16 protein-coding genes and 1 pseudogene are annotated in these 17,234 nt (G+C 66.3%); 9 read left to right on the top strand and 8 right to left on the bottom strand.

From position 1 onward, the window contains the following. Positions 1–212 (bottom strand): hypothetical protein (locus F7R19_RS30000; RefSeq protein ID WP_211922754.1); only part of this gene is annotated, 212 nt, incomplete at its 3' end. A gap of 252 nt (positions 213–464) precedes the next feature. Here F7R19_RS30000 and glnE point away from each other — a divergent pair. After that, positions 465–3,308, top strand: coding sequence for a bifunctional [glutamate--ammonia ligase]-adenylyl-L-tyrosine phosphorylase/[glutamate--ammonia-ligase] adenylyltransferase (glnE, locus tag F7R19_RS18295; protein WP_454734328.1), 2,844 nt, complete (start codon positions 465–467; stop codon positions 3,306–3,308). Positions 3,309–3,350: 42 nt separating this feature from the next. Further along, on the top strand, positions 3,351–3,920 hold the full coding sequence (rrtA, locus tag F7R19_RS18290; RefSeq protein WP_150981536.1) for a rhombosortase: 570 nt from the start codon (positions 3,351–3,353) through the stop codon (positions 3,918–3,920). Between the two features lie 227 nt (positions 3,921–4,147). On the opposite strand, the pseudogene mprA reads toward rrtA, so the two are convergent. From mprA to F7R19_RS18265, 4 genes and pseudogenes are all read right to left on the bottom strand, one after another. Beyond that, positions 4,148–5,782: pseudogene (gene mprA / locus F7R19_RS30220) on the bottom strand (MprA protease, GlyGly-CTERM protein-sorting domain-containing form). A gap of 105 nt (positions 5,783–5,887) precedes the next feature. Continuing rightward, positions 5,888–6,322: a hypothetical protein gene (locus F7R19_RS18275; protein ID WP_061955984.1), complete on the bottom strand. Its 435-nt coding sequence runs from the start codon at positions 6,320–6,322 to the stop codon at positions 5,888–5,890. A 39-nt stretch (positions 6,323–6,361) separates the two neighbouring features. Beyond that, positions 6,362–8,107, bottom strand: a complete 1,746-nt coding sequence (recN, locus tag F7R19_RS18270) for a DNA repair protein RecN (RefSeq protein ID WP_061955986.1) — start codon at positions 8,105–8,107, stop codon at positions 6,362–6,364. A gap of 42 nt (positions 8,108–8,149) precedes the next feature. After that, entirely contained in the window at positions 8,150–9,067 is a 918-nt protein-coding gene (locus tag F7R19_RS18265; RefSeq protein WP_061955988.1) for an NAD kinase, read from the bottom strand. Between the two features lie 110 nt (positions 9,068–9,177). On the opposite strand from F7R19_RS18265, the gene hrcA reads away from it, so the two are divergent. From hrcA to F7R19_RS18250, 3 genes are all read left to right on the top strand, one after another. Continuing rightward, complete coding sequence (gene hrcA / locus F7R19_RS18260; RefSeq protein WP_061955990.1) at positions 9,178–10,230, top strand: heat-inducible transcriptional repressor HrcA; 1,053 nt, start codon at positions 9,178–9,180, stop codon at positions 10,228–10,230. A gap of 105 nt (positions 10,231–10,335) precedes the next feature. Continuing rightward, positions 10,336–11,451 carry a ferrochelatase gene (hemH, locus tag F7R19_RS18255; protein ID WP_061955993.1) on the top strand — a complete coding sequence of 372 codons (1,116 nt, stop codon included), beginning with the start codon at positions 10,336–10,338 and terminating at the stop codon, positions 11,449–11,451. A 22-nt stretch (positions 11,452–11,473) separates the two neighbouring features. Continuing rightward, positions 11,474–11,869 carry an RNA-binding S4 domain-containing protein gene (locus F7R19_RS18250; protein WP_150981521.1) on the top strand — a complete coding sequence of 132 codons (396 nt, stop codon included), beginning with the start codon at positions 11,474–11,476 and terminating at the stop codon, positions 11,867–11,869. A 72-nt stretch (positions 11,870–11,941) separates the two neighbouring features. On the opposite strand, the gene F7R19_RS29795 is transcribed toward F7R19_RS18250, so the two are convergent. After that, entirely contained in the window at positions 11,942–12,097 is a 156-nt protein-coding gene (locus F7R19_RS29795; protein ID WP_167585443.1) for a hypothetical protein, read from the bottom strand. 285 nt (positions 12,098–12,382) lie between these two features. Between F7R19_RS29795 and grpE the strand changes: the two genes are divergently transcribed. Together grpE and F7R19_RS18240 are read left to right on the top strand one after the other, a co-directional pair. Then, positions 12,383–12,943 (top strand): nucleotide exchange factor GrpE, encoded by a 561-nt coding sequence (gene grpE, locus F7R19_RS18245; protein WP_061955996.1) that lies wholly within the window; start codon positions 12,383–12,385, stop codon positions 12,941–12,943. 77 nt (positions 12,944–13,020) lie between these two features. After that, entirely contained in the window at positions 13,021–13,425 is a 405-nt protein-coding gene (locus tag F7R19_RS18240; RefSeq protein WP_061955998.1) for a thioredoxin family protein, read from the top strand. A 115-nt stretch (positions 13,426–13,540) separates the two neighbouring features. On the opposite strand, the gene F7R19_RS18235 is transcribed toward F7R19_RS18240, so the two are convergent. Together F7R19_RS18235 and F7R19_RS18230 are read right to left on the bottom strand one after the other, a co-directional pair. Next, on the bottom strand, positions 13,541–14,854 hold the full coding sequence (locus tag F7R19_RS18235) for a phospholipase A (protein WP_150981520.1): 1,314 nt from the start codon (positions 14,852–14,854) through the stop codon (positions 13,541–13,543). Positions 14,855–15,027: 173 nt separating this feature from the next. Beyond that, positions 15,028–15,459, bottom strand: a complete 432-nt coding sequence (locus F7R19_RS18230) for a DUF1841 family protein (RefSeq protein WP_061956002.1) — start codon at positions 15,457–15,459, stop codon at positions 15,028–15,030. Between the two features lie 110 nt (positions 15,460–15,569). Here F7R19_RS18230 and F7R19_RS18225 point away from each other — a divergent pair, with 110 nt between their 5' ends. Both F7R19_RS18225 and F7R19_RS18220 read left to right on the top strand, forming a co-directional pair. Beyond that, complete coding sequence (locus tag F7R19_RS18225) at positions 15,570–16,505, top strand: DMT family transporter (RefSeq protein ID WP_150981534.1); 936 nt, start codon at positions 15,570–15,572, stop codon at positions 16,503–16,505. 87 nt (positions 16,506–16,592) lie between these two features. Continuing rightward, on the top strand, positions 16,593–17,180 hold the full coding sequence (locus F7R19_RS18220) for a malonic semialdehyde reductase (protein WP_150981519.1): 588 nt from the start codon (positions 16,593–16,595) through the stop codon (positions 17,178–17,180). The last annotated feature ends 54 nt before the right edge of the window (positions 17,181–17,234 follow it).

Here is a 17,234-nt window from a genome sequence, read left to right as displayed (position 1 = left end):
CACAGCCGGCCCCAGGCCGGATGGCGCGGCAGCGCAACAAGGCCGAGCCAGGCCGCGCGCAGCGCGCCGCGCACGAACGCCGCCGCGCGCCGGCCGCGGCCGCGTGCGGAAGGATCGGACGACGCAGAGGAGGGGGCGAGCGCAACGGCGCCTTCGCCGCCCGGGCGTGGGGATGCAGAACCGTCGTTGGGGGCGGTGGGGCGGCTGGACATGCGCAGATTATCCGACAATACTAGCCGCTCTCCAAAGTGGTGCACACAAGCGCCACCGCGATCTTTCACGGCGCCTGTCTCGATTGCAAAGTAACTGGAATGACTGTCCCTGATCCGACGAGTTCCGCCGCGGGCAACGCCCCGGCATCGGCTGACCCGCAGCGCCATTTGGATGGCGTCGGAACCACATCGATCCTGGCGTCGCCCGGTACGGGACCGATCGGCAACATGGCCCACGGGGCGTTTGCCACGATGACGGCGCAGGGACTGGCCCCCGCCGATTGCGAGGGCCACGTATTGTACTCGCCCGCGTACTCGCATTACGCGCGGCGTGTGCTTGCCGCGCGTGCCGATCTGCCCGCCCTCGTGGAGGCTGCGGCGTCGGGACAGATCACGCGCGCGTGGATGGAAGAGCGTCTGCGCGCGTTGCAGGCGCCGTCGGCCGATGCCGAGGCCGCGGCGGCCCAGGCGCTGCGCCGTTTGCGTGCCGAAGTCATGTGCCTGGTGATCGAGCGCGATCTGCGCGGCCTGGCCACCTTGGCCGAGATCACCGGCGCCATGACCGATCTGGCGGAACTGTCGATCCAGCACGGGTTGCGCGTGCTCGGCGACGACCTCGCCGCCACATTCGGGCGGCCCACCGGCGCCCAGAGCGGCGAAGTGCAGGAACTGGTCGTGGTCGGCATGGGCAAGCTTGGGGGGCGCGAGCTCAATGTGTCGTCCGACATCGACCTGATCTTTCTCTACGACGAAGACGGCGACACGCAAGGCGGCACGCGCAGCCTGTCGAACCACGAATATTTCGTCCGGCTGGGCCGACGGCTGATCACGCTGCTGTCCGATGTCACCGCCGACGGCTACGTGTTCCGCGTCGACATGCGCCTGCGCCCCAATGGCGACGCGGGCCCGCTGGTTTGCAGCTTTGGCATGCTCGAGGAATATCTGGTGGTGCAGGGGCGCGAGTGGGAGCGCTATGCGTGGATCAAGGGGCGCGTCGTGTCGGCTGTCGATACGCCGCACGCCGAACGCGCCGCCGCGCTGCTGGGCCGCCTGACCACCCCGTTCGTGTTTCGCAGATACCTCGACTACGGCGTGATTGCGGCGATCCGCTCGCTACATGCGCAGATTCGCGCCGAAGCGGCCAAGCGCAGCGGCGGCCTGGCCGGCCATGGCGTGAACCAGCGATCGTTCAACATCAAGCTCGGGCGCGGCGGCATCCGCGAGATCGAGTTCATGGCGCAGGTGTTCCAGTTGATCCGGGGCGGCCAGGATCCCGCGCTGCGCGTCCGTCCGACGCTCGAAGTGTTGGACGTGGCCGTGGCGCGCAACCTGTTGCCGGCCGGGCAGGCCGAGCAGCTTGCCGACGCCTATCGCTTCCTGCGCCAGCTCGAACACCGGCTCCAATATCGCGACGACGCCCAGACCCATCATCTGCCCACTTCCGATGAGGAACGCCAGGCCGTGGCCAGCATGATGGGCTGCGAGAACTGGGACGCGCTGGTCGCGCAGATGAATACGCTGATGGAGCCGGTGGCGCAGCAGTTCGAGGCAACCTTTGCCGATCCGTTCGCGGAGGACGAGGCGGCGCAGAGCGAACCGCTCTGGCCGGCGCTGGTGCGAGAGGAAATGGCCGCGCGTGCCACGCAAAGCAATCCCGGCGACGAAGACGGCACCGATCCGCAGTCGTCGCCATGCCAGGCGCTGCAGGCGGCGGGATTTCACGATTGCACCGGCCTGTACGACCGCCTGCGCGCGATCGGCACGTCGATGCGCTATCGCGCGCTGTCCGAAACCAGCCGCGGCCGCTTCGATCAACTCGTCAACCGCGCGCTCGACCTGGCGGTCAAGCAGGGCGATGCGGATGCCACGATTACGCGCTTCCTCGATTTTCTCGATGCCATCAGCCGCCGCGCGTCGTACCTGTCGCTGCTGTCCGAGTATCCGCAGGCCATGGATCGCGTCGCCCAGACGCTGCATGCGTCGCGCTGGGCCGCGACGTACCTGACGCGCCATCCGCAGCTGCTGGACGAACTGCTCGACAGCGAAGCGCTGGCCGGCGCGCCAGACTGGGCGGCGTTCCGCGAACGGTTGGCGGAGCGCCTGCACGCTTCGGACGGCCAGATCGAAACGCAGATGGATATCCTGCGCCGCGAGCACCACGCCGAGACATTCCGGATCCTGTTGCAGGATTTGCAGGGGTTGCTGACCGTCGAGCAGGTAGCCGACCGGCTGTCGGATCTCGCCGATGCCATGCTCGAAGTCACCATGCAGGCCGTCTGGCGCCAACTGGCCACGCGTCATCGCGACACGCCGCGCTTTGCCGTGATCGCCTACGGCAAGCTCGGCGGCAAGGAACTGGGCTATGCGTCGGATCTCGATCTGATCTTCCTGTACGACGACGATCACGAGCGCGCGCCCGACGTCTACGCCGCGTATGCGCGTCGTCTGATCACCTGGCTCACCAGCCATACCGCCGCGGGCATGCTGTTCGACGTCGACACGCGCTTGCGACCGAACGGCGCGGCCGGCCTGCTGGTCACCAGTTTCGATGCGTTCCGCCGCTATCAATTGCGCGAGGGCGACAACACCGCGTGGGTCTGGGAACACCAGGCGCTGACGCGGGCGCGCTTTGCAGCCGGCGAGCGCGAGCTCGGCACGCGCTTCGAGGATCTGCGCGACGAGATCCTGCGGCAGCCGCGCGATGCCGTGGCGCTACGCGATGAGATCGTGCAGATGCGCGCAAAGGTGGCCGAAGGCCATCCGAACCCGACCGACCTGTTCGATCTCAAGCACGATCGCGGTGGCATGGTCGACATCGAATTCACCGTGCAGTACCTGGTGCTGCTGCATAGCGGCGCGCATCCGGAACTGACGCGCAATGCCGGCAATATCGCGCTGCTGCGCATGGCGGGCGTACTGAACCTGATCGACGCCGGCCTGGCGCTGGCGGTGGGAGACGCATATCGGCTGTTTCGCGCGCGTCAGCACAAACTGCGGCTTGACGGACAGGACCAGGCGCGCGTGGCGCCCGACAGCGTCAGCGAGCAGACCGGCAACGTGCGGGCCCTGTGGCGCGCGGTATTCGGTGAAGGCTGACGCGCGGTGAACGACGATCCGCGGCTGCCGGGCTGGCCCGCCATGCTGGCCACGGTGGCCGGCGTGGCCGCACTGGCGGCGCTGTTCACGTTCATGCCGTGGCTGCATGCGCATGGACTGTATCTGCGCGATGCGGTGCGCATCGACGGTCAGTGGTGGCGCATCGTCACGGCGATGTGGGTCCATCTGGATGGCAAGCACTACATTGCCGATGTGGCCGCGACGAGCGGTTTGCTGCTGCTCGCCGGACGCATCGCGCGCGTGCGCGCGATGCTGGCGGTGCTGGTGATTTCGGGGCTGGCGGTCCAGGTGGCGTTGCTACGCCTGCCGGCCATCGGCTGGTACGGCGGGCTGTCGGGCGCGGCCCACGGCCTGGCGCTGTGGACGGCCCTGCGGCTATTGCAGGCACCCGGCGTGTCGCGCCTGATCGGCGTGGTGACCTGCGTGATTGTGCTGGGAAAAGTGTGGCTCGAACAATCGTGGCTCGCGGCCATTGTGTTCGATCCGCAGTGGGGCTTCGGCGTAGTGCGCGCCGCCCACGCGGCAGGGGCCGTGGCCGGCCTGGCCTGCTGGCTGGCGCAGGAATGGTGGATCCAGCGGCGCGGCACTTGAATCGATCCGCAACGCGGGCGGGGCGATCGGCGGCTGCCTGGTGTGCTAGCGCAGGCGGTTACCTGAGGCTCTCATCTGAGGACCGCGTCGTGATGCGACTGGCGGGTCGGCGATGTGGCGGAGCGATGGACGCCGTGATGCGCCGCGGCATCGCGTTAGCCACGCAATCGGCGCCGACGCGCGTCATACAACGCGCTCGGCGCAGCGTTTCACCCGCCCCAGCAGCGCTAGACCTTGCGCCGCAGTGCGAAGCCGCCCAATCCGATCAACAACAGGCACACCGCGCTCCACGGCGAGAACGCGCCGCCGCCTCCGCCGCCTCCACCGCCGTCTGTCCCACCCGATGACGACCCCGACGAGGATCCGACCGCCGGAGGATTCGGCGCAAGCGCCAGCGCCGCGTCGGCGTCGAGCAGTCCGGCGCCGCATTTTCCGCTGTTGCCGCTCGCGGTGCAGAAAGTGTTCGCAGGATGCGCGCGCGCCGTGTTCTTCAGCACGGTCGTGACCTGGGCCGGCGTCAGCGAGGGATTGACGGCGAGCATCATGGCGGCGACGCCGGAAACCATCGGCGCGGCAAAGCTCGTGCCTTGCGAATCGGTGGTCGTGTAGGCCCCCGGCGACGCCGTGCCCGTGTTCGACAATGTGCGGATAAAGGACTGACCGGCCGGCGACGCGCAGCTCACCGGCTGTCCGCTGCTGTTCACGATCACCTTCGAATTGCCGCAGCCGCCGCCCGGCGCGCTCAGCGTGACCTGCGGGCCGACATTGGCGTAGCTGGCGTTCTCGCCGTCGTTGGCGTGGGCGGTCACGGCAATCACGCCGCTGCAATCGGCTGGCGCCTCGACTGCGCCGGCGGAATTGCCGGCGGCTGCCACCACGATGGCGCCGGCCGCGTTGAGATCGTTGACGGCCTGTTGCTCGATGCTCGAACAGGTGCCGCCGCCGAGGCTGATATTGATGATGCGCGCGGGCGTGGTGTTGTTCGGCACGCCGGGCACACTCAGGCCGCCCGCCCAGCGCATGCCGTCGACGGTATCGGAAAGCAGCGCGCCGCAGCGGCCGGAAACACGCACGGGCTGGATACGCGCGGTTCAATCTACGCCGGCAATGCCTTGTGAATTATTGGTGGCGGCTCCCAGCACGCTGGCCACGCGCGTGCCGTGCCACGTGCTATTCGACGCCCCCGATCCATCCGAACAGGTCGTGCCGTTCGGCACGTAGTCGCCGGGATCGGTCGGATCGCTGTCGCGGCCGTCGCCATCGACGGAAACGGTCGTCGAGCTGATGAAGTCGTAGCCCTGCACCAGCCGGCCAGCGAGATCGGGATGCGGCAGATAACCGGTGTCCACCACGGCGATCACCACGCTGGCGCTGCCGCGGCTGCGATCCCAGGCGCGCGGCAGGTTGGCGCCGCCCACCACAGTGGCCGGCGACTGCATATAGAGCTGCTTGGCGGCGAAATCGGGGTCGTTCGGCACCGTGTCATGCAGCCGCAGCCAGCGGTCCGGCACGGCGTCCGCCACGCGCGGATCCTCGCGCAGCCGCTTGGCCACGGTTTCGGGGTCGTCGCCCTTGTTGTCCTTGACGGTCAGCAGTTGCAGCGCGCCGGCCATCGGCCGCTTGACCGACAGCGCAAGCCCGGTGTTCGATTCCACGCGGCGCATGCGCGTGGTGTCGGCGCTGGTGTCCACGGTCTGGCTGCCATCGCGCCACCGCACGATGTAGTTGCCCGTGTACACCGGCGCCTGCCGGGCGACCGGCGCGTCGGCCTGAGCGGCGCCGGGCGCGCCGAGCAGCGCGGCGGTGGCGACCAGCAGCGCTGGCACGATGGACCGGTGGTACTTCAGCTTGGCGTACGGCATCTGCGCTCCTGTGGAGATCCAGTGTGCGACTGCTGATCGATGACTTCGTGCTGACGGCGGCGGCGCGGCGCGCCGGGAACTTTGTTGCCTTGGCGCCGCGCAGATTTAGTTCGGAGGCATGTCGCGACCGGTGGGCATGGCGCGATGGGGCTTCAGCACCCGGTCCGGCGTTGCCGATTCCACGCGCGGCGCCGCCTGCAGCGTGGCCACCGCCTGATCGAGCGTGACATCGGCCTGCGCCGTGATGGCCGTCACCAGCCATACGCCGCCGGACATCGGCCGCTTGACCACATAGCGCACCGGACCTTGCACATCAGCCAGAAGTTTGCCTGCGTCCTCGGATACTGTCACTTCGGGCGCGGTGAACTTGACGAGGATATCGCCGATGGCACGATCGTCCGTGATGCTGCCGCGCGGCGGTGCGAACGACTTCGATTCCGACGCGCAGCCCGACGCCGCGAACAGGGCGGTCAGCGCCAGCGCGGCAGCGGAGACAGCGGCGGCGCGGCGCAGGGGCGATGGCGGCTTGCGGTGGGTCATCGGTTTCAAACTCCTGTATTCATGGTGCCGGGTGGACGTTCAGATCGCCACGCGGCGTGGCTTGCGGCCGCCACCTTCGCGCGGGGCATTGGCCGGCGTTGCCGACTCGGCAGCGGCGCGGGCGCCTTGCGCCAGCATCTCTTCCGCATGTTGCATCGTTGTGGCAGTGACCGTGGCACCGCCGAGCATGCGGGCGGTTTCGTTGACGCGGCCGGCGGCATCCAGCACACGAATGCGCGAGCGCGTGATCGCGCCTTGCTGGCCGGGCTGGCTGTCCTTGCTGACCAGCAGATGTGTGCCGGCCTGCGCGGCCACCTGCGGCAGGTGCGTGACGCACAGTACCTGGCGTGAACGGCCCAGTTCCTGCAGCCGCCGTCCCACCACCTCGGCCACGGCGCCGCCAATGCCAGTATCGACTTCGTCAAAGATCAGCGTGGGTGTCGGCGCGGCCTCGCTGGTGATGACCGAGATGGCCAGGCTGATACGCGCCAGTTCGCCGCCCGACGCCACGCGCGCCAGCGGTCGGGCGCTGACGCCAGCGTGGCCGGCCACCAGGAATTCGATCTGTTCGAGACCGTGGCTCTGGCCTTCGTCCAGCGGATTGAGCGCTACTGCGAAGGTGCCGCCGGCCATCGACAACCCCTGCATGGCGTCGGTGACCGCCCTGGACAGCGCGTCGGCTGCCGTCTTGCGCGCGGCCGACAGGTGCTGGGCCAGCGTCAGATAGGCGGCGCGCGACGCTGCTTCGCGTGCCAGCACCTTGTTGATGTCCTGTGCGGCCTGCAGGTCGTCCAGTTGCTGGCGGCGCGCGATCAGTTCGTCGCACAGTTGTTCGGGCGCAAGCCGGTACTTGCGCGCTGTGGCGTGCAGCGCCTGCATCCGTTCTTCCACCGTCTGCAGGCGTTCAGGGTCCAGTTCGAGCCGGTCGACATAGCGATTGAGCGAATGCGCGGCTTCTTCCACCTGCACCAGGGCCGGCTCGAGCGCGGCGAGCACGTCGCGCAGGCCGGCATCGACGTCGGCAAGCTGTTGCAGCCGGTGCACCACGCCGTTGAGCACCGACATCACCGCGCCATCCGATTCAGAGAGCGCGTCGAGCGCGGCACGGCTACCGTCGATCAGGCCGGCGGCATGCGACAGGCGGTTGTATTCGGACTGGATGTCTTCCCATTCGCCCGGCTGCGGCGCGAGCTTGTCGAGTTCGCCGACCTGCCATTCCAGCCGTTCGCGCTCCAGCTGCATCTCGCGCGATTGCAGCTCCACCGCCTCGCGCTGCTTCACGCAGGCACGCCATGCGCGCCACGCTTCGGCCACGGCGGCGGCCTGTTCGGTCAGCCCGGCGTGGGCGTCGAGCAGGCGGCGCTGGGCGTCGGGACGCAACAGCAACTGGTGCGCATGCTGGCCGTGGATATCGACGAGCTGGTCGCCGACCTCGCGCAACTGCGCAAGCGTGGCGGCGGCGCCATTGATGAACGCCTTGCTGCGGCCCGAGGCGTCGACCGTGCGGCGCAGCAGCACAGTGCCGTCGTCGCCGGCCAGCTCGCGTTCGGCCAGCCAGGCGTCCAGGGCGGGATGGGTATGGAAGGTCGCCCCGATGCTGGCGCGCGCCGCGCCTTCGCGCACCACGCCGGCGTCGGCGCGTTCGCCCAGCACCAGCGCCAGCGCATCGATCAGGATCGACTTGCCCGCGCCGGTTTCGCCGGTGAACACGGTAAAGCCGCTGGAAAAATCCAGGTCGAGCGCATCGACGATGACGAAATCACGGATGGACAGGCTGCGCAGCATCTTGGGCGGGTGGCGATGGACGTGAGACGAAGGGGAGGGGGCTTACAGCCGGTTGTCTTCGGTCGGATATTCGTGCCAATGCAGCTTCTTGCGCAGCGTGGCGTAATAGTTGTAGCCCACCGGATGCAGCAGGCGCACCGTCTTGGCCGAGCGGCGCACCACGATGCGGTCGCCGGGCAGCAGCGAGGCCAGCGACTGCATGTCGAAATTCACGCTGACGTCGCGCGCGCTGGCCACTTCGATCGTCACTTCGGCGTCGTGCGGCAGCACGATCGGGCGATTTGACAGCGCATGCGGTGCAATTGGCACCAGCACCAGCCCGGACAGCGTAGGATGCAGGATCGGCCCGCCCGCGGCCAGCGCATAGGCGGTGGAGCCGGTGGGCGTGGAGACGATCAGGCCGTCCGAACGCTGGTTGTACATGAAATAGCCGTCGACCGAAACGGCGAGCTCTACCATGCCGGAAATGCCGGAACGGTTGACCACCACGTCATTAAAGGCCAGCGCCGAGAAGATGACGCTATCGTCGCGGATCACGCTCGATTCGAGCAGCATGCGCGATTCCTGCTCGTAGTGCCCGGTCAGCATTTCCGGCAGCGTGGTGGTGACGTCTTCGAGCGGGATGTCGGTCATGAAGCCCAGCCGGCCGTGGTTCACGCCGATCACGGGCACGTCGCGGCCCGCCAGCTGGCGCGCCAGGCCAAGCAGGGTGCCGTCGCCGCCCAGCACGACGGCGACGTCGGCCTGCTGCCCGATCTCGTCGGGCGTCAGCACGGGATAGCCGGTCAGGCCGGTGGCCATTGCGGTTTCGCGTTCGAACACCACATCCTGCCCATTGCGGGAAATACAGGAGGCCAGTTCTTCGAGCGGGCCTTCGATACCGGCGGTCGAATACCTGCCCACCAGGGCAACGGTCTTGAACGGCGGGCGCGCGGCGGAGGTCTTTGAGGGGGCAGACATGGCGGGATTAGACCATACCGGCGTGACCATTGTCAGCATTGGGGCGCAACGGCGCGCAGCCGTGCGCGGCGACGCCCGAACGGGCCAGTTTTGATTAAAATTCCGACACCATGGATGAACGTTCGAAAACGCTTCTCAAAACCCTGATCGAGCGCTACATCGCCGAGGGACAGCCCGTGGGCTCCCGGACCCTGTCGAAATTCTCGGGTCTGGACCTGTCGCCCGCGACGATCCGCAATGTGATGTCCGATCTCGAGGAAATGGGTTTCATCGCCAGCCCGCATACGTCGGCGGGGCGCATTCCCACGCCGCGCGGCTATCGGCTGTTTGTCGACACGATGCTCACTGCGCGGCCGCTGGAGCGCGCGCCCGAGCTGGCCGCGCAACTGGCCGAGTTGCAGGACCAGATTCAGGGCCAGATGGCCAACCAGCAGCTCGGCCCGCAACGGATGATTACCGCCGCGGCCCATACGCTGTCGAACCTGTCGCATTTCGCGGGGGTGGTGATGACGCCGCGGCGCGCGCAGTCGTTCCGGCAGGTGGAATTCATGCGGCTGTCGGACAAGCGCATCCTGCTCATCATCGTCAGTCCGGAAGGTGACGTGCAGAATCGCATCATCCAGACCGACCTGTCCTACACGCCGGCGCAACTGATCGAGGCGGCCAACTTCTTCAACGCCCACTACGCGGGGATGAGCTTCGATGCCGTTCGCGATCACCTGCGGGTGGAACTGCAGGACCTGCGGCGCGATATGTCGACCCTGATGCAGGCCGCAGTCGAGGCCGGCAGCAGCGCGATGGCCGAGGATAACGGCGAGCAGGTGTTCATTTCGGGCGAGCGCAAGCTGCTCGAGGTGGAAGACCTGTCGTCCAGCATGGACAAGCTGCGCCGTCTGTTCGATGTGTTCGAGCACAAGACCAGCCTGCTGCAGTTGCTCGATGTGTCGAGCCGCGCGCAGGGGGTCCAGATCTTCATCGGCGGAGAAAGCCAGCTGGTGCCGCTCGAGGACATGGCCGTGATCACCGCGCCGTACGAAGTCGATGGGCAGATCATCGGCACGCTTGGCGTAATCGGTCCCACTCGGATGGCGTACGAACGCGTGATTCCGATTGTCGACATCACCGCGCGGCTGCTATCCAGCGCGCTCAGCCAGAACTCGTGACCCGCATTGCGTGTCTGTCCACTGCCGGCCGGACCACCCGGCCGGCGGTCTTCCCCCAAGAATCGGCATCTCGCAACGGCCGCGGCCGTTGCAAACGGAAACCTCATGACGTTTTCGCCTGAACCGGCATACCAGCATGGCCAGCCGCCGCGCACCGCGATCCTGTTGATCAATCTCGGCACCCCGGACGCGCCCACGCCCAAGGCGGTGCGCCGCTATCTGAAAGCCTTCCTGTCCGATCCGCGCGTGGTGGAAATCCCGCGGCTGCTGTGGCTGCCGATCCTCAATGGCCTGATCCTGCCGTTCCGCTCGCGCGCCTCGGCCATCAAGTACGAGTCGATCTGGCTGCGCGAAGCGCATATGACCGGATCGCCGCTGCTGGTCCATACCGAACGCCAGGCGCACGCGCTGCAGCAACTGATGCACAAGCTCGGGCACGACGTGACGGTGGCCTGCGCGATGCGCTACGGCAATCCGTCGATCGAATCGGTCATGGAAACTCTGCGCCGGCAGGGCACCGAGCACATTCTGCTGCTGCCGCTGTATCCGCAGTTTTCGGGGACCACCACGGCTACCGCGTTCGACGAGGTGTTTCGCGTGCTGGCGACGTGGCGCAACCAGCCGGAACTCCGCCTGGTCAAGCATTTCCACGATCACCCGTCCTATGTCGAGGCGCTCGCCAGCAAAGTGCGCGATTACTGGGGCGAGCACGGCGCGCCCGATTTCGCGCGCGGGGACAAGCTGATCCTGTCGTTTCACGGCCTGCCGCGCCGACTGCTCGATCTCGGCGACCCCTATCATTGCGAATGCCTGAAAACCGGCCGGCTGCTCGGCGAGGCGCTTGGCCTGCAGCCGGGGCAGTATCAGGTGACGTTTCAGTCTCGTTTTGGCAAGGCTGAGTGGCTCCAGCCCTATACGGCGCCGACGCTGGCGGAACTCGGCAAGGTCGGCACGCACCGCGTGGACGTGTTTTGTCCCGGATTTCCGGCGGATTGCATCGAAACCCTGGAAGAAATCGCCATGGAGGGGCAGACCGAATTCCGCGTGGCGGGCGGCAACGAGTTCCACTTCATTCCGTGCCTGAACGACAGCGAGGCTTGGGTGGCGGGCATGGCGGATATTGCGCTGCAACATCTGCAAGGCTGGCCGCTCCGGCAACCGCATCCGCATGAACTGGAGGCGCGGCGCAGTCGGGCGCACGCACGTGGCGCGGCCGCGTAGGCGTATTGCTCAAGGACAAGACATGCAGGTGAATTTCGAACCCGATGCGCGTATGCGAATCGACAAATGGTTGTGGTGCGCGCGGTTCTTCAAGACGCGCTCGCTGGCGGCCGAGGCGGTCGAGCGCGGGCGTGTGACCGTGAACGGTCAGCCGGTAAAAAACTCGCGCGAGGTCAAGCCGGGCGATACCGTGGTGCTGGAAGCGCACCAGCAGCGCTGGGAGGTGACAGTCAAGGGCGTGCCGGCGTCGCGTGGGGCCGCGCCCATCGCGCAGACGACCTATGCCGAAAACCCGGAAAGCCAGGTGCGGCGCCAGCTGGAGGCCGATCGGCGGCGTTTGCAGCCGGAGCCGACGGCGCAGTTGCAAGGCCGGCCGACCAAACGGGACCGCCGGCGGATCGACGACTTCAGAGGGTGATTCGGAAGGTGGATTTGCGAATGCAGGCACGCCGCCGCAGCGAGGCGCCGCGGCAGTGCGAACATCAGAGGATTAGCGGACGTATGGGACGATGTAGTGCTTGAATACGGCCTTGCCACTGCCATACTCGGTGTCGCGCGGTGCGACCGCGTCGGACAGGCAGATAAAGGCCGTCATCGCCGACAGGGCGGCAATCAGGCAAAGCGTCACGACAGGCAGCTTGTGCATGGCGAATCTTCCAAAGGATGCACCAAATTGATCCACCTTAGGCTCCCGTTATTTTTGTCATTTTTTCTTGCATTGAATCTTAGTGTTTGCGATGCAGCAAATCAATGACGCCGCTCTTTCATCGACCGCCGCTTTGTAACGGCGTATTTCGGCGTCTCTGAACCTCCACACTTGAAAATCTGGAGGGGCGTCGCCAAGTGCGGCTAGACTTGCCTGCCTGGCATCCGAATCACCCGACGGCCCGTTCTTTTTGCGGGCCGTGCTTTAGCTTTGATACGAATCGACATGGAAGAACAGAATCTGACGCCAACTCCCGATATGCAGCAAGCGGCCCAGGCAGCCGCTTCCCCGCAGGCGCCCGACGCTGCAGCCACGGTTGCCGACGACGTCGCCCGGCTGACGCAACAGGTTGCCGAACTGGAAGCCAAAGCCAAGGAGCATTTCGACATGTACCTGCGCGCCACGGCCGAAGGCGAAAATATCCGCCGCCGTTCGCAGGAAGAGGTCGCCAAGGCGCACAAGTTTGCGATCGAGAACTTCGCCGACAACCTCGTGCCCGTGATGGACAGCCTGCAGGCCGCGCTGGCCGACAACACCGGCGACCTTGCCAAGCTGCGCGAGGGCGTGGAACTGACGGCGCGCCAGTTGGCCGCCGCATTCGAGCGCGGCAAGATCGTCGAGGTGAACCCGGTCGGCGAGAAATTTGACCCGCACCGTCACCAGGCCATTTCGATGGTGCCGTCCGAGCAGGAACCCAACACCGTGGTCAGCGTGCTGCAACGCGGCTACATGATTGCGGATCGTGTACTGCGTCCGGCACTGGTAACGGTGTCGGCGCCGCGCTGATCGCGCCGATGTGAATGTTTGAAGACGCCCGGTGGCCGCAAGGTCCCCGGGCGTTGTTGTTTTCTGGAGGATTCCCGATGTCAGACGATCAACCGGCACACCTGGACCATCGCGCATTCGACGCGCTCGATATGCGGCAAGTCGATCCCGATTCGATCGATGCGGCCATCGCCGCTGCAGGCGACGAACTGGTCTGCGTGTTCTTCTGGGGCGTGGACTGCTTCAACTGCGAAATGGCCAAGAAGGCGATCCTGGCCAATCCAGAGCCGATCCGTGCACTGAATCTGCGTTGGCTCCATGCCAACGTCTACGCGCACCCGGAGCTCGGCCGCCGCTTCGGCCTGCACGGCATCCCCGTGTTCATGTTCTTCCACAAGGGCAAGAAGCTCGGGCGCGCCACGGGCTGGCATGGCCACGGGCAGTTCGCGGCCGCGGTCGGCAACGCCCGCCTCAAGGCGGAAGGCAAGCCGCTGGCCGGCTGATCGCGCCGGAGCGCTGTGCTGCCGATCGGCGGTCGCGCTTGACCGTCGATCGTGCCGTCACTTCGACGGCCATCGATCCGGTCGTCGGCCGCGGCCGCATGACCGCATCACTGCATCACCGTGAGAGCGCGTAGCCGATGCGGAATTGCCACGGCGTTTTCTGGTTGTAATAGAGCAGGCTTTCGCCGTAGCCGTAGAAATACCCGGCCATCAGATAACCGGCGGTGCCGGGCAGCAGCCGCGCCAGCGGGTACGTGGCCTGGGCATCGATGCTGCCGTAGCCCTTGCGTGTGCCTTTGCGCAGCGTAGCGGAAAACTCCCAGGAATCGGGTCGCCCGTAGGCGACGTTGAGATCCATGTAGCCGCGATAGTGAGCGATGTCCTCGTTGTCGCTCTTGCCCACGTACCCGTAGATTTTCGGCGCCACGCGCCAGTGCCAGTCGGTCTGGTCGCCGAAGTACATGGTGGGCTTTACGAACAGCGTATTGATGCCGCGCGAGTCGTCGCCGGCGCGCCCATTGGATTCATGTTCGAAGCCCGTGGCCACGGACAGGCGGCTGATTACGCTGTTCTTTACCCCGGTATCGGACAGGTAGTAGTAGAGACTGGGCCGGTAGTTGGTGTCCTTGAACGGGCGCGATTCGCCCGCCAGGTCCCACAGCGAAAACTGCGTGTAGGCGAAGTACAGGTTGTCCATCACGGACTTCGAATTCGGGTCCTCGCCCTGAAAGATCCGGTACTTGAAGCTGATCTGGAACTTTGCATTGGCGCCGTTGTGGGCGCCAAACATCAGGTACATCGGCTCGTTGAACGACAAACGCTGCGCGTCGCGCAGATCGGCCGGGGCGGGCGGCGGCGCGTTGCTTTCGGCCGTGACGATGGGCGTGAGCGGCGGTTTTGGCTGCGCGTCCGCGCTGGCCGTCTGTGCCGGCGCTGCCGTCGGCGTTTCAGTCCGCGCGGCTGGCGACGCCTGCGCAGTCGCCGTGCCGCCTGCCGCTGGCGCGCGATTGAGCGATACCAGCACCGGCGCCGCGTCGATGCCGGTCACATCGAGCCGGATCTGCCCGCGCAACGTGGCGGGCCACTCGGCGCTGTAGCTTAGCGTGCGGTTTTCCCCGCGTTTCAGATTGAGGATCGTCGGGCCGTTATCGACGCGATGCAGCGTCATGCGAATCGGCGTCCCTAGATCGCCGGTAGCGGTGATCTCAAGCGTTTCAGGCGCCGCGTAGCGGCGTGTCTGCTGATCGGCGCTGACCAGCAGCGTAAGCGTAAGGGGCCGCGTGGCGTCGATTTCGCGCGCGGGCTGCAGCAGTGCGACGGCGCCATGCGCACTCAGCGGAAATTGCAGCGTGCATGTGAGCGCAAGGGCCGACAACGACGGAGCAACCGCGCGGCGCCTGACGGCGGGCGAGAGCAGATTCAATGGCATTGGGGGCGATAGCACGCCGCACCGGCACACGATCGATCTTCGACCAGGTGCCGCGGACGTGGCAGAAGTTGCAACTGCAGAAGCCTACCACGTGCCGCAAAGCCGTCTTGTGACGAAATGTTCGCAATCGAGGCCGACCCAGACCGATGCGCGGGGCGCTCAGCCCAGCCAGATCAGCCCGCGGCGCGGCGCTTTATGTCGTCGACATAGGCCTGGCCATCGGGCGGCAGGCCGTTGCGCTGGGCATTCCACAGCATCTGGCCGAGCGCCTCCATGATCTGGTGTTGCGCTTCGTGCGGCGAATCGAGCCGGCGGCTCAGCGCCTCATAGGCGGCGCGAATGCCGGGCGGCTGATCGATCGACACCTGTTCTGAAATCGACAGGTGCATGGAGAGATGCAGGAACGGATTTGTCTGGCCGCCTTCGGGCGTGTAGTCGCGCGTGAGCGCGCCTTCGGTGTCGGTCAGCAGCGCGTGATATTCGGGATGCTGATCGATCCAGTCGACCGCAATGGCCTCGAGCGGCGTCAGAACGTTGCCGCCGGTGCGCTTCTGCCATGCATCGCAGAAGAAACGGCGGACTTCTTCTCTTGAGGGATTGAACATAGTGGCCGCTATTGTAGTGCAGCGGTCCGAACGGCGTCGGCCGCGCAATCGGCTGCCGCGGCGGTTGCGGGCGTTAGTAGAATGAGCGGTTTCCGATCCTCATGGCTGCGATGACCGCTTCCGTCTCTGACATTCCCGGGCACGCCCGCGACAAGCTTGCCGGCGTGCTGCTGATCGCGCTGTCCGCCAGCGCATTTGGCGCCATGGCGATTTTTGCGCGATTCGCCTACGCGGCCGGCGCGGACGTCTACGGGCTGCTGGCGGTGCGCTTTGTCCTCGCCGCAATCGCGATGGGCGTGGTGCTGCGCGTGCGCGGCATCAGCCTGCCGCCGTTGCGGCGCGTGCTGGCGCTGGCGGCCATGGGTGGCATTGGTTATGTGAGTCAGTCGTACTGTTTCTTTTCGGCCCTGAACCATGCGCAAGCCAGCCTGGTCGCGCTGCTGCTGTACCTGTACCCGTTGTTCGTGACGATCCTGGCGGCGATTTTCCTCAAAGAAAAGCTGACGACCGCGGCGGTGATCGCGCTGGTGCTGTGCTCGGTCGGCGCGGGACTGACCGTGGGCGGCGGGCAGGGATCGCCGCTCGGCATCGCGCTGGGCCTGGCCGCCGCGGTGATCTACTCGGTCTACATCGTCGTTGGCGCGCGGGTGACCGCGGGTGTCAACGCCATCGCCACGACCACGGTGATCTGCACGGCCGCCGCCGTTGTTTATGTCGCGATCGGCATCCTGCGCAGCAGCGCGGGCGTGCCGCCGCAGTTTCCCTCCACTGCGGGCGGCTGGCTGGCCTTGCTGGCGATTGCCCTGGTTTCGACGGTGCTGGCCATCCTGACGTTCTTTGCCGGCCTGCAGCGACTGGGCGCGGCGAAGGCGTCGATGCTGTCGACGCTGGAGCCGGTGGTGACCGTGCTGCTGGCTGCCGCGTTGTTGGGCGAACAGATCGGCATGGCGCAGGTGGTGGGCGGCGGGCTCATCTTGCTGGGGGTGCTGTGGCTCACGCGCCGCGCCAGCGGCGCGCCGGTGCGCAGCGCCGACGAACGGAATTGAACGGATTCATCAAAGCGGTTGTGGGTCAGCCGCGTCGGCTTGGGTACAATCGCGCTTTCTTCCTTCATGAAAACCGGAAAACGCGCAATGAAACCCGTCGATCAGGCCGTGCTTGCACAATTGTTCACCGAGGCACGCACTCATAACGTGTGGCAGGACAAGCATGTGGACGATGCGCTGCTGAAGCAGATCTACGAAGCCATGAAGTTCGGCCCGACCGCGGCCAACAGTTCGCCGGCTCGCATCGTGTTCGTGAAGTCCGCCGAGCAAAAGGCGCGGCTGGTCGAGTGCGTATCGGCTGGAAATGTCGATAAGACGCGCAGTGCCCCAGTGACGGCCATCGTCGCTTTCGACAACGCTTTCCACGACCAACTGCCGAAGCTGTTTCCGCACGCCGACGCGCGCGCCTGGTATGCCGGCAACGAGGAAAAGATTGCCCGCGACGCGCTGATGAACAGCTCGCTACAAGGTGCGTATTTCATTCTGGCGGCCCGCGCCCTGGGTCTCGATTGCGGCCCGATGGGCGGTTTCGATGCGGCCAAGATCAATGCGGCGTTCTTCCCGGACGGCAAGTGGTCGGTCAACTTCCTGATCAATCTTGGCTATGGCGAAGCGGACAAGCTCTATCCGCGCCTGCCGCGCCTGTCGTTCGACGAAGCCTGCAAGATCGTCTGAGCCGGATTCGCTTCGTTAAAAAAGCGACCCTTGGGTCGCTTTTTTTTATTTGTC

Origin of the sequence: Cupriavidus pauculus, assembly GCF_008801835.1 — a bacterium.
Classification (GTDB): domain Bacteria; phylum Pseudomonadota; class Gammaproteobacteria; order Burkholderiales; family Burkholderiaceae; genus Cupriavidus; species Cupriavidus pauculus.
Note: the sequence above shows the minus strand (reverse complement) of the source record. Positions and strands in the feature narration are given on the sequence as shown.